Source organism: Mycobacterium sp. FW102-FHT13B02, assembly GCF_058790275.1.
Window position 1 is genome coordinate 1 of record NZ_JBYTCM010000029.1, and the last position, 16,789, is coordinate 16,789.

Sequence of the window (16,789 nt, forward strand, 5' to 3'; positions counted from 1 at the left end):
TCGCGTCGACCGCCGCGGTCGCGGCGTGGGGATCACTATTTGATTCGAACATACTTGCGACGTTACCCCTGCCCACCACGAGAAATCCATCGCAGCAAGAGCCCGGCATCGGCGACGATTAGGGTGCCTAAATATAAGGGCCGCAGCAGGATTCGCGCGGCGCGGGCGCTGCGAGACGGGGATCGTCGACGCTTAGCCCGACTAGCCGAAAGTGGCAGATGAGTAATTAGAAGAACTAACCGCCGAGGCTCCCCGGGCCGGACACAGATGTCAGGCCCGGGGAGCCACTGGCTAGGTCACCTAAGCGTCGACGGTTACGGGGCCGTGCTCCAAGTCTGTCGTTGCGGAGTGCCCATCGGCCGCTGTGGGCTTGCTCGGCCACCAGATGCGGTTGCCGATCATCGCCATAGCCGCCGGCACCAGCACGGTACGTACCAGGGTGACATCGATGAGCAGGCCGATGCCGACGGTGAAACCGATCTGCAGCAGGTTGATCACACGTCCGCTCATCAGCGCGAACATGGTGAGCGCGAACACAATTCCGGCGGTGGTGATGACACTTCCGGTGCTGCCGAAGCTGCGGAGGATACCGCGGATCATGCCGTCGGCGGACTCGTCGCGGATACGTGCGGCGAACAGCATGCTGTAGTCCGCGCCGACGGCGATGAGCGCCATGAAGGACACCGGGAACACCGACCAGTCCACGTCGACGCCGATGAGGTGCTGCCACACCAGCACACTGACTCCGGCGGCGGCGGCGAATGACAGGGTCACCACTGCGACCATGAACACCGGCGCGAGAATGCTGCGCAACAGCACGATCAACACCAGCAGCACACCCAGGATCGCGACGATGCCGTACAAGGCGAAGTCGTGCCACACCTGGTCTCGCATGTCGGCCGACAACGTAGCCAGACCGGTGCTGGCGAAACGCGCTGTCTGCAAAGAGGTTCCGGAGGCGGCCTGGGTCGCGGCCGGGGCCAGTGACCGCGATACGTCCAGCGCCTGGGCGCTGTACGGGTTGATCTTCCAGACCACCAGCATGCGCGCCGTCTTGCCGTCGGGCGAGAACAACAGCTCCTGCGCGGCGCGGAAAGCTGGGTCGGAAAAGCCTTGGGGCGGCAGGTAGAAACCGGACGCCGGGCCGTCGGCGGTGTGGGTGCTCAAGGTCGACAGATAGTCCGTCGCCTGGCCGAGGCCGTCGGTGAGCCTGCCGGACATGTCGACAACCCGGTCCACGCCGCCCTTGACCTGATCGAGCCCGACGGCCAGACGGGTCATCCCGGCGCTGAGTTGATCGGCGCCGCGCACCAGCTCGGTCAGCTGGGTACGGGCCTGCGCCGGCGAACCGCCGGGCAGGTTCGCGACCATTTTTTGCAACGTGGCCAACGCATCTCGGATCGCCGGCTCCGCGGCACGAACCTTGTCGGCCGTGACTTGCGGGATCGCGGTGAGGCGCTGGGCCTGCAACAGTGCTCGGCTGACTGCGCCGCCCGAGATCGAGTCGAGGTCCGCGATGTCCGCGCGGGCTCGGCTGCACACCGGGTTCAGCAGACAGTCCGGACCGGGCTGCGGCGAAAGTGCCGAGCCGAGTGCCGAACTCACCAGCCGGCCGGCTTCGGCGACCTGAACGTTGCCGTCGATGGCCTGCAACGCCGCATCGAGCAATCCGGTGGAGGAACTCAGATCGGCCAGGGCCGACCGGACGTCCACGGTGCCGTCGGTCAGGGTGGAGAGCCCCGCGCCGGCGGCCTGATACCCGTCGAGCACCTGGTGGGCCAGACCCGTCACTTGCCTGATGCCCGAAACCAATTGGGGAATCTGGGTCACCGCGGAGGCGGCACCGTCGCGCAGCTGGGCCGCGCCGGAGTCCAGCCGGTGCATGTCGGGGACAGCCTTGGTGACCTGGTCCTTGGCGTCACCGAGGCGGTTGGCGATGATCCCGGCCTGGTAGCCGATGGTGGTCTGCGACAACTGTTTTCCGGCCGGACGCGTCATCGAGCGGACGTACGCGATCTCGGGCATCGCGGCGAGGCGTCCCGCGACCCGGTCGAGCACGGCCAGATCGTCGGTGTTGCGCATGTCGTGGTCGGCCGAGACGATCAGGTATTCCGGCGCCGCTTCATTGACACCCCAGTGCGCATAGGTCTTCTGGTAGCCGATGGCGCTCTCGGTGTCGTCGAGCTGCATGGCGTTCTCGTTGAAGTTCACCCGGAATGTGGTCAGAACCGTTGCGGCACCGAGCAACAGCACCAGCGATGCGGCCACCAGCACTCCGGACCGGCGGATCATGGTCGATCCGATGCGGCGCCACCGCCGGTCGTTGAGCGGCCGGGGTTCGGCCAGGCCACGCCTGCCGAGGATCGACAGCAGGGCGTAGGGCAGTGACATCGAGACGGCCAGGCCGACGACGATCGCGATGGCGATCGGTGGACCGGCGGCCTTGAACATGCCCAGCTCGGTGAACCCCATCGCGGTGGCGGCCGCTGCGATGGTCAACATCGACGCAATCAGGATGCCCGAAACCCGCTGTCCGGCTTGAGCTATCGCATCGCCGACGGGCACCTGGCTGCGCCGCGCTTCGTGATAGCCGGCCAGGATGAAGATGGCGTAGTCGGTGGCCGCGCCGAGCAGCATCGCGGTCATCAGCGAGATGGTGAAGTTCGAAACTGTGAGGATTCCGCTCATGCCGAGCAACGACACGATGGGGCGGGCCACGCCGAGCGCGATGCCGATGGTCAACAACGGGACCATTGCCGTGGCCAGCGACCGATAGACCATCAGCAGCACCAGCGTGATCAGCAGGACGGATACCACGGTGATGATCAGCAGCGAAAAGTCCATGGCGCTGAACAGATCCGCCAGCGTGGGCGACGGCCCGGTGAGATACACCCCGACCCCGGGCGGTTTGGGCAGCGCCTGGAGATGATCGCGGATCTCGATGGTGTTCTTGTGCGCCTTCGTCGACCCCACATCACCGGTGCCGGCGAGCACCAGGTTGATCGCCTTGTGATCAGGGCTGAGCGCGATATCGCGCAACTGTGGATTGTCGTAGGTGTCGAGCACGTAGGCGACGTTGGTCTTGTCCCGCTGCAGGGTGGTGACGATATCCCGGTACAGGGCCTCGTCGGCGGCGTTGATGCCGCGCTCGTCGACCAGCACCACGCTGCCCACCGCGGACGAGCGGGGGACGCCGAAGGCGTCGGACATCTCACGCAACGTCTGGGCTGCCTTGATATTTGCCGGCATGAACGGCGCAGAGCGCGCTGCGACGGTCTGCTCGAGCTGCGGGATGGCGACGTTCAGGATTCCGGCCAGCGCTACCCAGAAGCCGATGACGATCCATGCCCATTTGGCGCAGAAACGGCTGGTGGCGGCGAAAAACCTGCTGTTGTGTCCCACCCGGACCCCCTCGATTCCAGACCAAAACTAAACCGTTCGGTCTACTATTGGAGGCAGACGCTAGTAGACCGACTGGTGTACCGACAATGCTGAAGGACAGGGAGTTACGTCACATGAGTGCCCGCGATCGGCTCGTCGTCACAGCCATCGATCTGATTCGGCGCCAAGGCGTCGCGGCAACGGGGCTCAGCCAGCTGCTCGAACGCAGTGGCGCCGCGCGGCGGTCGCTCTACTTGAATTTCCCCGGTGGCAAGGCTGAACTCGTGGCCGACGCGACCGTGACGGCGGGGAAGACGCTGGCGGACGGCATCGACCGACTGATCGGAGAACGAGGTCCGGTAGGGGCGGTCCGGGCCTTCGTCGAGATGTGGATTGCGAACCTGGCCAGTGGCGACTTCGAGGTCGGCTGTCCGATCGTCGCTGCGGCACTCGGCCGCAGCGAAGCGCCGGCGGCCGCCGACGCCGCTGGCGAGGTCTTCCTGGACTGGGAGCGTCGAATTGCCGCGGGGCTCGAAGCCGCAGGGTTGTCAGCCGACGACGCTGCGCGCCAGGCGACGCTGACGGTCGCCGCGGTGGAAGGGGCCATTGTCATGGCGCAGGCGACCCGCTCCGATCTGCCGCTGCGCCGCGTCGAGCAAGCACTCGTCGAGTCGGTTACGCAGCACCTGAGTTAGGCGGACTGCGCGGGTGGCACGTCGGTGGCGGTGCCGGAAAGGCATTTGGCGATGAAACGGGCCATGCATGCGTACGCCCGGCGACTCTCCGGCAGCCCGGGAAATATCGCAGGGAACGCGTGGACCTGACTGGGCCACGCCATGACTTCACAAGCCCGCCCGGCTTGGTGCAGTTTGTCCTGCATCCGCTCGGCGTCGCACAGCAATGACTCGGTCTCGGAGACGACGATCAGCGACGGCGGCATCGAATCCATCGGGCCGGAAATCGGCTCCAACTGGTCGAGATTGCCGGTGGGGCAGATGCGCTCGGTGATAACCGGCAGTCCGGCGGCGATCCCGAAGACGTCGGTCTCTGCGGTCGAATGCGCAGCGCGCGCAACGTTGTCCAGTTCCAGCAAAGGGGAAATGCCGACCACCCCTGCGGGACTCGGGAGCCCGTGCTTCGGGGCCTGCTGGGCGGTGGCGAACGCCAGGAATCCGCCGGCCGAGTCGCCGGCGACGATGACCTTGGCCGGGTCGACGCCCTGGCTCAGCAAGTGGCGGTAAGCGCTCACGCAGTCCTCGATGGTCGTCTCGAGATCGACCTCGGGGTACTGCCGATACTCGATGTGTACCAACGGCAATCGCGTGACGCGAGAGAGGGCGGCGACGGCGCGGAGGTGAGTATTCAGGTCTCCGAGGACGAATCCGCCGCCGTGGAAGTACAGGATGACCCCGTCTTCGATCGGTGCCCCGAGGCCGGACGGCGAAACCCACTCGACAGGCAGGCCATTCCAGGTTTCGGTCACCATTCGGAAGCCGCGCGGCGGTCGCCGCCGCTGCAGGCTGGCGAGCCGGTTGACGTTGTGTCCCACTCGTACGATCCGGCGAGACGTGGCCTCGAACTCCGCCGTGGTGAGGGCGCGAATCAGGATGCGCGCCAACAGCAATGATGCGAAGAAGTGAATGATGCGCGCGCGCAGGCTGGCAGGCTCGGCGGCATAGACAATCGGGAGCGACGGCATCTACTTCTTCAATTCCACCAGCACGGGCGCATGATCGCTGGGCTGCTTACCTTTTCGCTCCTCGCGGACGATTTCACCGTGGGTGACCCGGGTCGCGAATTCCGGTGACCCCAGGACGAAGTCGATGCGCATGCCCTGCTTCTTGGGGAACCGCAGCTGCGTGTAGTCCCAGTAGGTGTAGACGCCCGGGCCCGGGGTGAACGGCCGCACCACGTCGACGAATCCGGCGTCGTTCATGGCGCGGAACGCCGCGCGCTCCGGCTCGGAGACGTGCGTGGAATTCTCGAACACCGCCATGTCCCACACGTCCTCGTCGGTGGGCGCGATATTCCAGTCGCCCATCAGGGCCAGGGGCAGCGCCGGGTCGTCGGCCAGCCAGCCGGTGGCGGTATCCCGCAACGCGGCAAGCCATTTCAGCTTGTAGGGCATGTGCGGATCAGCCAGCGTCCGGCCGTTCGGGATGTACAGGCTCCACACCCGGACCCCACCGCAGGTGGCTCCGATGGCGCGGGCCTCATCGGCGTCCTGCCATTGCGGTTGGCCGGCGAAACCGATCTGGACGTCCTCGAGCCCCACGCGGGACGCGATCGCGACGCCATTCCATTGGCTGTGCCCGACGTGCGCGACGTCGTATCCCAGCGCCGCGAACGGCATGGTCGGGAACTGATCGTCCTTGCACTTGGTTTCCTGCATGGCGAGCACGTCGACGTCCGCGCGGGACAGCCAGTCCGTGACCCGGTCGACCCGGGTGCGGATGGAGTTGACGTTCCAGGTGGCGATACGCATGACGCTCCGATCAGACAGGTTCGGGGACTTTCAGTTCCCGGCGCAGGGCGGTGAAGTCGGTGATGGTCTTGGTGGCGACATTGGCGACCGGACGGGCGTTGCGGCCGGTGGCCTCGGACTTGGACACCATCACCACGCCGTCGATGTACGGCTGAATGGTGGTGGCGTTCTGCACCGTTGCGACGATCACCAGCTGGAAGCCGAATTTGCGGAACGCCTGCAGTGCCTGTGAGGCGAACTGCGGGTCGGACTTTGAGAACGCCTCGTCGAGCATCAGTTGCGCGAAAACCGGCTTGTTGTCCCCGCTTTCGGGATTGGCCAGGTTGAAGCTGAGCGCACCGGCCAGACAGAAGGCCATCAGCTTCTCCTGCTCGCCACCGGAGTTGTCGCCCGCGTTGCTGTGGGTGCGGATCAGTTCGTCGTTCGCGACGTCCCATTCGGCGCAGTCGAACGTGAACCGGTTGCGCACGTCGAGTGCGTCCCGGGTCCAGGCCCGGTCCTCCGGACTGTTGCCGGCCAACCGGTTTCGCAGTCGCAGGATGTCGGCGTACTGATCCAGGATGGCCTTTTTGTCGCCCAGTCCCACCTCGGCGATGCGTCGCGAGATGGCCTTGACGATGTCGGTCAGCTCGGACACGGCGACCATGCTGCGTGGGTTGGCGCGCAGCGTCAGCCGGGTGCCGCGGTTGAATTCCACCGCGCCCAGGCCGGTGTTGACCCGATCGATCTGCTCGCTGATCCGCCGGGTTTCCTGTTCGGCGACGCGGTGCAGGGTCAGGATCGCGTCGGGCGCCTGTTCGGTGATGAGCCGCATCATGCGGTCGTAGGCGTCGGGCAGCTCGCGCTCGTCGATGTGACGGCAGACCGCGACATAGTCGTAGATTCGCTCATCGAAGTCGTCCGAGTCGTTCGGGATGGCGTCCGGGAACGACGTGTCGAACGTCGCGACGATGCGGGACAGCTCCTCGTAGGAGCGCCGCCGGCTCTCGGTGAGCTGGTCGCGTTCGCGGCGGATGGCCGCGAACAGGGCTTCGCGGTGGGGCTCGGGGTTGAGCAGCTCCAGCGGCACCGGAACGTCAGCGGCGTAGCGGCGCAACAGATCTGTGGCCTGCTCCGACACGTTGGCGGGCGACAGCCGGTCCTGCAGGTCCATGAGCTTGGTCCGACGGGCGTCCAGGTCGTCGCGCCGGGTCTGGATGGCGCCGCGCCGCGTCATGAGGGTCTGGATGTCGACCCAGCACTCCTCGGCGCGAGCCGACAACGCCTCGATGTCGGGGTGTTCGGCCAGCAGCAGCTCGTACTGCTCGCGGAGCCGGTCGGCGTGGCCCTCGGCGGTGTCGGTGTCGATCTGGCTCCACTGCGGGAACTGCTCGTAGACGGCCTTGCATGCTGCCGCCCGGTCGCGCCACCGTTGCCGCTGCGCCGCGATCTCATCCGCGGCGCGCCGGGCCGTGTTGAAGGCCTCCTCGGCCTCGGTGAGCTCGGCGTGCAGCGCCTCCAGCTTGGCGCCGATGTCGCCCTGATAGATGTATTCGGACGGCTTGATCGGGCGCCTGTCGTCCTTGATGGCCAACCGGTCGGAGTCCTTGTACAGACCCGTATCGGTGACGGCGCGGCGGAACCGCACGAACACATCAGGGGTGTCCACGCAGATGTGGTCGCCGGCCGCGGCGATCACGTCGGCGGCCTCGGCAGCACAGGGATGCTTGGGCTTGACCAGGAACAGCTTGCCTGCCAACGTGTTCGGCTCGGCCTCGCGGCCGGACGAACCGGCCCGGACGTGGTGCAGCGCCAGCCGGCCGCGCATGTTGGTCTCGTTGACGAACCGCAGCACCTTGGCGTAGTGCTGATCGGGCACCAGCAACCGCAGGCCCACCGAGCGCAGCACCTTCTCCACCGCGAGGCGCCACCGGGTGTGCTCGGGCTGCAGGTCGAAAAGCTCAGCGACATAGGGCAGTTCGGCGGGATCGATACCGACGCCCGCGCAGATGTGGTCACGCATCGTCACCGCGGATTCGGGCAGTGCCGATCCGACGTGCTCGACGCGCTTGAGCTCCTTGGCCGCGTTGTCGCGCAGGATCCGCGCGGACTTCTGCGCGTACTCCGCGTCGGTGGAGGCGTCACGACCCCACTCCAGCTTGCCCAGCATCTCGGTGGCCTGCCGGGTGAGCTCCTCCCGCAGGTTCCAGAATTCGTCGGCGGTGTCGGGTACTTCCACGCCCAGCGCCGTGACCATCTCCTCGTATCCCGCGCGCCGGCGGGCCACCTCGTCGGCCTGCGCCTCGGCGGAGTTGACCTGTGCCTGCAACGGGCCGACATTCGCCGACGCACCGCTGATCTGGGCGTTGAGCGAATCACCCTCGGCCTTGGCCAGATTCAGCTGCCGGGTCAGGTCGGCATTCTCGTTCTCCAGCTGATCGATGGTCGCATCGAGCGTCTCGATCTCGGCAGGGCAGTGCCGCAGCCGGACGTGATCGGTGTAGGCCCGCACCATCGGAAGGTCGACCAGATCGATGATCCCGAGGTCGGTCGACTCGGAGGCGTACCGCACCTGGATGGCCTCGATGTCACCGAGGATCTTGCGCTTGCGCTGGGCCACCGCGAGCAGTTCGCGGGCCTCGACCAGAGGATCGATCTGCTTGAGCGCCTCGGGCAGCCGGGCCAGGCTGTCCGGCTCGTCGAGCATGAATTCGCGAACGAACTGCTCCAGTCCACCAACACTTTTCAGTGACTTGGCCTTGCCCAGTAGCTGCTGCGCGGCGTCCGACGCGCGAATACCGATCGAGGCATACAGCTGCGCCAGGTACTGCGACTCGACCTTGGTCGTGAAGCGCCACCCGTTGTCCTTGAAGACGCCGGTATCGAACCGGCCGGCGGCCCAGCGGTTGCAGACGTCCTCGATGTCCAGATCGCCGTCGCCGATGACGAACCGGCTCGACGAATCCGAACGTGATTCTCCGGTCAGCCATTTGAGCACCAGGCCCGTGATGGTGCGTCCGGTGTTGCTGGTGTAGGTGACGGCGACGGCGGACCAGGTGGTGCCGTCGCCGCGCAGGTACATGACCTGACTGGTACCGGCGTCGCTGCGCTGGCCCCACGCGCCCCGGACGTACTTGTCGACGGTGCGGCGGCCGGCACTCGAGCCCGCTGCGGTGTTGTCGCCGGAGGCATTGAAGTTGCGCCGGTTGAACGGCAGGAAGCCCAGCGAAATCGCATCCAGCAGTGACGATTTGCCACTGCCGGACGCGCCGGCGATCAACGATCCACCGGCGCTGAACGGAACGGAATGGTAACCGTCGAAGACACCCCAGTTGATGATCTGGAGGCGGGAGAGGTGGAACTGTTCAGCCATCAGTGTCGGCCCCTCCGTTGGTGAGTTGTTCGAACTGTTGCTGCAACTCGGTGATCACAGAGGCCGTCATCACGGCGGTGATGACCGGGCTCACGGTGTAGCTGTCCTCGTCGTCGCGGCTGCGGCGCAGGATGTCGAGACCGGTCAGGCGGGCGATGGCCGCGTCGACGCGGGCGGTGAAAGTCACCGCGTCGCGGTCGGTTTCGTTGAGTACGCCGGTGAACATGCCGTGCATCTCGTCGCGCGTGATCAGGAAACTCTGGTCGCCGCCGGCGCGCATCATCTGCGCCAGGTGCAGCGCCAGAATCGAGTCGTAGGTGCCCAGCGGTTCACGGCGGAGCAACTTGATGCCCTTGGCCGACTCATAGCGGGCCTGCTCGATGAAGGCGATGTCGACGCTTTCGGAGATGCGCAGCTGCAGATCGAGTTCGGACAGTCGCACTGATAGTTCGTTGCGGTACTCCAGGATCCAGCTGTAGATATCGCGGTCGGATTCGCTGCTGATATAGCGGCGGGTCAGCAGGTGCTGCAGTGCCCAGCAGGCGCGGTCCGGCATGGCGCTGACGTCGCCGTCGAACCGCGGACGACGCTGTCCAGCCACCCGGCTGGCGCCGTCGACCTCAGGGAGCGAGGCGAAATCGATAGGTGAGTCAGTCATGAAGGGCTCCTGCCACAGCAACAGGCTCGGTGAACATCAGATACGGCACCTCGATTTCGCGGTCCCGACCGTCGAGCGACCGGAACCGCACCGACATTGTGTTGCCACTCGTATGGCCTCCGGGCGTCGCGGGTTGTTTGAGCGCCCAGGACCACAACACGATGACGTGGCCCAGATACGCCGAATCGAGCAGCTCCACGGCCTCGGCCAGGGACACCGGGCGGCGCGCGACCGCGGCGTTGAGCATCTCGGACATCGCCGGTGCATCGACCTGGGTGGTCAGCGCGGCGAAGCTGGAGAGGTCGATGTCGCCCTGTGCAGCGGCGGCCGGCTTGGGTGCCGACAGGTCGCCGATCTTGAAGCTCAGCGCGCCGATCGAGCTGATCGCGTGCCGGGCCAAGGGGACTTCGATGTCCAGCCGGGAGTCGGTCAGGGACGACTTCAGCAGCGTGCGGGCCGCGCCGATGGCCTCGTTGAGCTGGCGGGCGACGCCACGGCTGGACTCCATGGTGCCGAACGCGGTGAACCGCTTCACCCGTTGCGCGCACCGCTGCTGGATGCGTTCGACCTCGTCGATCTGGTGGCCGATCAACTCGAAGAACCCGGCCATCACCTTGCGCAGCGCCGGGTCCAGCTCGGGGAGCGCCGACGCGACGGTGGCGATATCGGTCTCGAATTCGGCGCGCTGGTCGGGGTCGTTGATCATCCGCAGGAACGCCCGGTGCGAATCGCGGCCAGCCGAGTCCCACGCGGCCTGGTAGTCGGCGTACATCTGGCGCTGTCGGTCGCGGTACTCGATGTTGGTGTCGATCGGATCGTCCAGCGCCTGCGTGGCCTGCTCGATCATGGTGCCGTAGAGGCCGATGTCGGTGATCAACCGTTCCATCTGCAGCGCGATGGCGCGGGCCTCGTCGTACATGTCGGTGACGTCGGGCTCGGGGCGCAGTCCGGCTTCCAACTCGTCGAGCTCGCGGTGCAGCGCGGCGATCTCGGCTTCGATGCCGGCGCGGATACGGTCGGGGTCGTTTCCGGCGCGGGTGGCGATCTGGCGCATACGGGATGCGATACCGGCGATCGAGCCGCCGGTGGCGATGCTGTCGCCGCGGCGCATACCGCGGACGAAGTCGAGTGCGCGTCGAGCGTCCTGTGTCAGGTAGCAGACGTTGCGTTCGGCGCCGGCCCGCGTCTCCGCCACTCGATGCACCCAGCCCTGGCTGGCCCACGACTTGATCAGCGCGAGGCCGGACTGACCGAGCTGGTCGTCGGCCTCGCCGAGGGCTGCCAGATCGCGTTCCAGCCGCACCACCAGATCGGTCTCGGCGACCATTCCGTCACTGAGGTGACGCTCCATCAGCGTGGCGTACATCCCGAGGTTGTTGGTGGCCAGCAGCCGGACTGCGCGCGAGCCCTGAACGTCACGGTTGAGTTCGAGCAACTCGGCGGCCGACAGCGCCGCATTCTCTTGCACCCGCAACCCCTGACCAGCCTGACTCTTCGGTGCATTCCACCGCCGGTCCAAGATACTTGGCGAAGTGTCGGTCGGCGTCGGCGGTCGTACCCCGCGCAGACCCGAAAGGTGATTGCGGTTATTGCCGGGGACGTCCCGACCAAGACATCGTCTCAGTATGTGGACGCTGGTTGGCGGCCGTACCGCCCGCTGTGACGCGCGAGGGCAGCAACCGCTCCCAGGTCCCGATCGCGCCGATTGCTGATTTGCTCCGATAGGGAATTGGGGTGTCCCGATGGAGTTCACCAGGCGCGGCCGATGCGTGTGAGACCTCAGTCACGATCCTTGTGAATTGTGTGCTGAGTCACGGCGTGAAAACGCGCCTGAGCATTACTAATCGCCATATATCAAGTTGGCTGGCACCCGTCCCTGGGGGCTTGCTGAGCGGTTGCCCGGCCGCGCCAAATGGGTTTGCCGACTGGCCATTTGCCCGGAAGGTTAGCGGACCTATGAACGTAGGTTTACCGGCTAATACGCAAACCAGCTTTGCGTGGGCTGTGGGGCTCGTGCCGTCGCTATCGATTCGTGACGAGTTCGTCAAAAGCTCTGGATTAACTGAGTTACTCGTCGGTAAATTACCGGCCAGTAAGCACACACATTGAGGAGTCTGTTCATGCACGATGCGGTTCGTCGCCATACCAAGGCGGGTATCTGTGCAGCGACAGCGGCGGCCATTGTGGCCAGCCCGCTGTTGCCGTCAGTGCCCGCCGCCGCACATCTTCCGGCGTTGCCATCGGTCAGTAGCGCCGCTGTGCGGCTGACTGCGGCGTATAACCCGCTGCAGCCCTGGTTGGACGTGTTCAACACGGCCTCGGCGAATGTGCAGAAGATCGGCGGCAGCTTCGGCGCGGCGCCGGCCGTCCTGCTCCAACAAATCCTGGCCAACCAGGTAAGCCATCTTGGTGCGATCCTGCAGAACCCGGGCAGCATCGGGACGGTGCTCGGTCAGGTGGTGAACAACGTGCAGTCCGTAGTCCAAGCCGCCACGCTGCTGAACACTGATTACAACACCGGTCAGGCCTTCGGATCGCTCGATGGCTGGCACTACATGGCGCTCAATATCATGCCGAAGTTGCTCCCGACGGAGAACGACCCGCGTGCGACGCAGGTGATCACCCAGGTCCTCAACGTTCTGGCCTCGCCGCTCAGTGGTGTCCTGATCGGGTTGGCGGGTCCGGCGATCAGTCCGGTAGTGGCGCTGGTCAACAGTCTCACCGCGGCCGGAGCGGCGCTGTCCACCGGTGACGCAATGGCCGCACTGCAGCACCTGATCAACATCCCGGCGAATGTGGTCGGCGGTTTCCTCAACGGCGCCAACCTCAACCTCGGCGCGCTGGTGCCACTGATCAACGGCTCCGGACTCCTGACCCACGAGACGACCCTGCACGATCTGAGCATTCAGTTCGGCGGGCTGCTGACTGCCGGCGTCACCGGGGTGGACCCCGTCACCGGTGCCGCCAACAACATCGGCGGTTCGATCCTCAACTCGCTCGGTCAGGTCGTCACCACCGGCGTCATGGGTTTCCCTCTCGACCTGCCGATCGACGGCCAAGGTGTCGGGCCGATCGGTGCGCTGGTGAACCTGGGTCAATTGCTGGCGAAGGCCATCGGCTGGAGCGGTACCGGTAATCCGCTGAACCCGCCTGCTGCGACGCCGGCTGCCGCGACCCAGGTGTCGGTGACCAAGGCTGCCGCAGACAATTCGATCACCTCGATCCCGCAGCCGGCACTGGCGGTGACGCCGGTGAAGGCCACTGCTCCGGCCACCCCGGCGACGCCGGCGACCCCTGCCAGCTCGGAGACACCGGCTACTCCCGCGACGCCTGCCGCGCCGGCCTCCCCGGCAACCCCGACGAAGGCCGACAACCAGAAATCGGACACCACAACGTCGGACGCCACCAAGTCGGACACCACGAAGTCGGACGCCACCAAGTCGGAGACGACGAAGTCCGACACGACCAAGTCCGACACGACCAAGTCCGACACGACCAAGCCTGACACCACCAAGTCGGGCGCCACCAAGTCGGACATGAAGACGTCCGAGACCAAGTCCGAGTCGACGAAGCCGAGCAAGCAGAAGTCGGAGAAGCCCAAGCCCGCTGCTCCGGCGAAATCCGCTGCAAGCCAGGGTGGTTCGGCCCATGGTGCCGACTCGAGCACCTCGGGTGGTTCGAGCAAGTAGTCAGCCGTCGGTGGGTCGCCTCCTCGGGGCGGCCCACCGACTTCCGGCGGCAACACGCGCCGTTGATCACCGAGGACCTTGTCCCACCCAGAAAGGGAGTCTCTTCATGCATGTTGCGGTCCGTCGCCACACCAAGGCGGGTATCTGCGCAGCGGCCACGGCGGCCGTCGTCGCCGCCCCGCTGCTGCAGTCAGCGCCTGTTGCCGCGCATCTTCCCGCGTTGCCGTCGGTCAGCAGCGCCGCTGTGCAGCTGACTGCGGCGTACAACCCGCTGCAGCCCTGGCTCGACGCGTTCAACACCGCGTCGCAGAATGCGCAGCAAATCGGTGCGGCCGTCTCCGCGGCGCCGGCAGTGCTGCTGCAGCAGTTCCTGGCGAATCAGATCAGCCACGTTGGTGCCATCCTGCAGAACCCCGGCAACATCGGCGAGGTGCTCGGCCAGATCGGGCACAACGTGCAGTCGGCGATCACTGCTGCCACGTTGCTGGGCATCGATCCCGGGAACAGCTCACAGCCCGTCGATTCGAACGACGGTTTCCACTTCATCCTCCTGCAGATGATTCCGAAGATGCTTCCGACTGCCTCGGACCCAACCGCCAACCGCGTGGTGCAGGAAGTGTTCAACTTCCTGGCGTCGCCGCTCAGTGGAGTTCTGATCGGGCTGGCAGGACCCGCGATCAGCCCGGTGGTGGCACTGGCAAACAGCCTCACCAGCATCGGCGCTTCGTTGTCGCACGGCGACGCGGCGAAAGCTCTGCAGACCGCCATCAACATCCCGGCGGCCATGGTCAACGGCTTCCTCAATGGCGCCAATCTCAACCTCGACGTGGTGGGGCAGCTGATCGATAAGACGATCCCGCTCAACGACAATGCCGTCATCAAGGCGCTCAACATCCAGTTCGGGGGCTTGCTCACCGCCGGTTCGACCGGGTGGGACCAGAAGGGCCTCGGCGGTTCGATTTTGAACTCGCTCGGGCAGACCGTCTATGCCGACATCATCGGGACGGACCTGCAGGTCGACGGTCTGGGCATTGGGCCCATCGGCGCCATGGTGTCGCTGGGCCGCATCCTGGCCAAGGCCATCGGCTGGAGTGGCACCGGTAATCCGCTGAACCCGCCCGCTGCGACTCCGGCTGCTGCCGCCCAGGTGTCGGTGACCAAGGCGGCCACGGACAACTCGATCACCTCGATCCCGCAGTCGGCACTGGCTGTGACGCCGGTGAAGGCCACTGCTCCGGCCACCCCGGCGACGCCGGCCACCCCGGCGACCCCCGCCACGCCGGCCAGCTCGGAGACGCCGGCCACCCCGGCTACTCCCGCAACGCCTGCCACGCCGGAGACCCCGACGAAGGCCGACAACCAGAAGCCGGACACCACGAAGCCGGACACCACGAAGGCCGACACGACCAAGTCGGACACGACCAAGTCGGACACGACCAAGTCGGACGCCACCAAGTCGGACACGAAGACGTCCGAGACCAAGGCTGACACGACCAAGTCCGAGTCGACGAAGCCGAGCAAGCAGAAGTCGGAGAAGCCCAAGCCCGTGAAGCCCGCTGCTGCGGCGAAATCCACTGCAAGCCAAGGTGGTTCGGACCACAGCAGCGCTGACTAGCGCTAGCCACCAGCTCGCCGAGGCTACGGTTTCTCGCGCGCCGACGATGTCGCGCGAGAAACCGTAGCCTCGGCGTTACAGCAGTACGTACCTGGCCCGGTGGTGCAGCCGGAACCCCATCGACTCGGCCAGTGCCAGGGCCGCCGCATTGTCGTCGGGCACCCGAACGTAGGCATGCGTCGCACCGCGGGACGACGCCCATGCCAGCATCTGCCCGCACACCTTCCGGCCCAGCCCGCGTCGACGTTCCGACTCGAGGACTGCGACGTCCGACAATCCGGCCCACACCCTGCCGTCGGGCGCCGTGGTCACGGCGACGCGCGCTACGGCCGCATCGGCCACCGTGGCGAATGCCACTTCTCCGTCTACGACGGCGCTGAGCGCCCCGACGTGCGCGTCCTGGCCATAGATCGCCAGCCACCGCTCATCGGGGCGTGGTGGCATCGCGACATCCGAACCACCCGACAATTCGACGGTCAGCACCCGGTTCGGCTCGACACCTTCTGCCCGGACGGGCAGCAGCCGCTCCGGTAGTGCCACCCACGGCTGCAGCCCGCGGGCGCCATACCAGTTGGCGATCGCCGGCAGGGCTGTCAGGTCCGATGAAAAGAGCAGCGGTACAGCCGAATTGGTTCGTTTGGTCGAACCTCCGGCGCGCAGCAGCCAGCCGTCGACCCACCGGTGCTCGGTGCCCGGCCAGGCCAGCGCGGCGGCGTGCTCGACCGCGCGAATCTCCGAATTGCGCACCGGGGCGTGCGACAGCTCGCGCACCGACATCACGTCGGCGGGCCGGACCTCGACGCGCTCACCGGATTTGGTGCGCACCACCACGAGTGGGGTGAGCGCCTCGATGTGACCGACGACGTCGGTGAAGGCCTCTGTTTCGGAGTCCGCAAGCTGGTAACGGAGCGAGACGCGGCTACCGACGCGCCCGCCGGCGGGCATCAGTGCCCGAACGGGTCGTCGACCTCACCCGGCATCCAGCTCAGCCCGGGCACCCCCCACTTGTTCGACTTGACCATCCGCTTGGCGGCCCGTGCGTTGCGGCCGATCAGGCAGTCGAGGTACAGGAAGCCGTCGAGGTGTCCGGTCTCGTGCTGCAGCATGCGGGCGAACAGGCCGGTGCCCTCCAACTCGACGGGTTTGCCGTCGGCATCCAGGCCGGTGACCTTGGCCCACGTGGCGCGCCCCGTCGGGAACGACTCGCCGGGGACCGACAGGCAGCCCTCGTCGTCATAGTCGGGGTCGGGCATGGTCTCGGGGATTTCCGAGGTCTCCAGTACCGGATTGATCACGACGCCGCGGCGGCGCGCGGTCTGGCCGCGGTCGTCGGCACAGTCGTAGACGAACAGCCGCAGCCCGACACCGATCTGGTTGGCGGCCAGGCCCACGCCGTTGGCCTTGTCCATCGTCTCGTACATGTCATCGATGAGCTCGGCGAGATCGGAAGGGAGGGATCCGTCGGTGCCGACGGCCACCGGAGTGGTCGCGGTGTGCAGAACAGGGTCACCGACGATGCAGATTGGACGTACAGCCATGACGAGCAATCTTAGTGATCCGACTCGCGGGTAACGATCACGGCTCAATACCGTTCGCCGTGGTTGAATGT

General features: G+C 66.2%; 11 protein-coding genes. 3 read left to right on the plus strand and 8 right to left on the minus strand.

Annotated features, from left to right (window positions below; genetic code table 11):
* Positions 1 to 300: 300 nt before the first annotated feature.
* A complete protein-coding gene (locus AC3WTE_RS29615) occupies positions 301 to 3,402 on the minus strand; it encodes an MMPL family transporter (RefSeq protein ID WP_492443023.1) in 3,102 nt (1,033 codons plus the stop codon).
* Between the two features lie 113 nt (positions 3,403 to 3,515).
* On the opposite strand from AC3WTE_RS29615, the gene AC3WTE_RS29620 reads away from it, so the two are divergent.
* Positions 3,516 to 4,076 carry a TetR/AcrR family transcriptional regulator gene (locus tag AC3WTE_RS29620; protein ID WP_492443024.1) on the plus strand — a complete coding sequence of 187 codons (561 nt, stop codon included), beginning with the start codon at positions 3,516 to 3,518 and terminating at the stop codon, positions 4,074 to 4,076.
* Here AC3WTE_RS29620 and AC3WTE_RS29625 read toward each other — a convergent pair.
* The 5 genes from AC3WTE_RS29625 to AC3WTE_RS29645 are packed head-to-tail and all read right to left on the minus strand — an operon-like array spanning position 4,073 to position 11,344.
* Entirely contained in the window at positions 4,073 to 5,080 is a 1,008-nt protein-coding gene (locus tag AC3WTE_RS29625) for an alpha/beta hydrolase (protein WP_492443025.1), read from the minus strand. The two genes, AC3WTE_RS29620 and AC3WTE_RS29625, sit on opposite strands and share 4 nt — an antisense overlap.
* Complete coding sequence (locus AC3WTE_RS29630; protein WP_492443026.1) at positions 5,081 to 5,866, minus strand: exodeoxyribonuclease III; 786 nt, start codon at positions 5,864 to 5,866, stop codon at positions 5,081 to 5,083. It abuts the gene before it with no gap.
* A gap of 10 nt (positions 5,867 to 5,876) precedes the next feature.
* Positions 5,877 to 9,218, minus strand: a complete 3,342-nt coding sequence (locus tag AC3WTE_RS29635; RefSeq protein ID WP_492443027.1) for an ATP-binding protein — start codon at positions 9,216 to 9,218, stop codon at positions 5,877 to 5,879.
* The gene (locus tag AC3WTE_RS29640) at positions 9,211 to 9,876 is read right to left on the minus strand and encodes a DUF4194 domain-containing protein (RefSeq protein WP_492443028.1); all 666 of its coding nucleotides are present in this window, start codon (positions 9,874 to 9,876) and stop codon (positions 9,211 to 9,213) included. The genes AC3WTE_RS29635 and AC3WTE_RS29640 overlap by 8 nt, the downstream gene beginning before the upstream one ends.
* The gene (locus tag AC3WTE_RS29645) at positions 9,869 to 11,344 is read right to left on the minus strand and encodes a DUF3375 domain-containing protein (RefSeq protein ID WP_492443029.1); all 1,476 of its coding nucleotides are present in this window, start codon (positions 11,342 to 11,344) and stop codon (positions 9,869 to 9,871) included. Before AC3WTE_RS29645 ends, AC3WTE_RS29640 begins: the two co-directional genes overlap by 8 nt.
* A 652-nt stretch (positions 11,345 to 11,996) precedes the next feature.
* Here AC3WTE_RS29645 and gjpA (AC3WTE_RS29650) point away from each other — a divergent pair.
* Together gjpA (AC3WTE_RS29650) and gjpA (AC3WTE_RS29655) are read left to right on the plus strand one after the other, a co-directional pair.
* Positions 11,997 to 13,565, plus strand: coding sequence for an outer membrane porin GjpA (gene gjpA, locus AC3WTE_RS29650; RefSeq protein ID WP_492443030.1), 1,569 nt, complete (start codon positions 11,997 to 11,999; stop codon positions 13,563 to 13,565).
* Positions 13,566 to 13,671: 106 nt separating this feature from the next.
* Positions 13,672 to 15,180: an outer membrane porin GjpA gene (gene gjpA, locus AC3WTE_RS29655; protein ID WP_492443031.1), complete on the plus strand. Its 1,509-nt coding sequence runs from the start codon at positions 13,672 to 13,674 to the stop codon at positions 15,178 to 15,180.
* A 75-nt stretch (positions 15,181 to 15,255) separates the two neighbouring features.
* On the opposite strand, the gene AC3WTE_RS29660 is transcribed toward gjpA (AC3WTE_RS29655), so the two are convergent.
* Together AC3WTE_RS29660 and AC3WTE_RS29665 are read right to left on the minus strand one after the other, a co-directional pair.
* Positions 15,256 to 16,125, minus strand: coding sequence for an N-acetylglutamate synthase, CG3035 family (locus AC3WTE_RS29660; protein WP_492443032.1), 870 nt, complete (start codon positions 16,123 to 16,125; stop codon positions 15,256 to 15,258).
* Positions 16,125 to 16,718 (minus strand): peptide deformylase, encoded by a 594-nt coding sequence (locus AC3WTE_RS29665; RefSeq protein WP_492443033.1) that lies wholly within the window; start codon positions 16,716 to 16,718, stop codon positions 16,125 to 16,127. The genes AC3WTE_RS29660 and AC3WTE_RS29665 overlap by 1 nt, the downstream gene beginning before the upstream one ends.
* Positions 16,719 to 16,789: the final 71 nt, after the last annotated feature.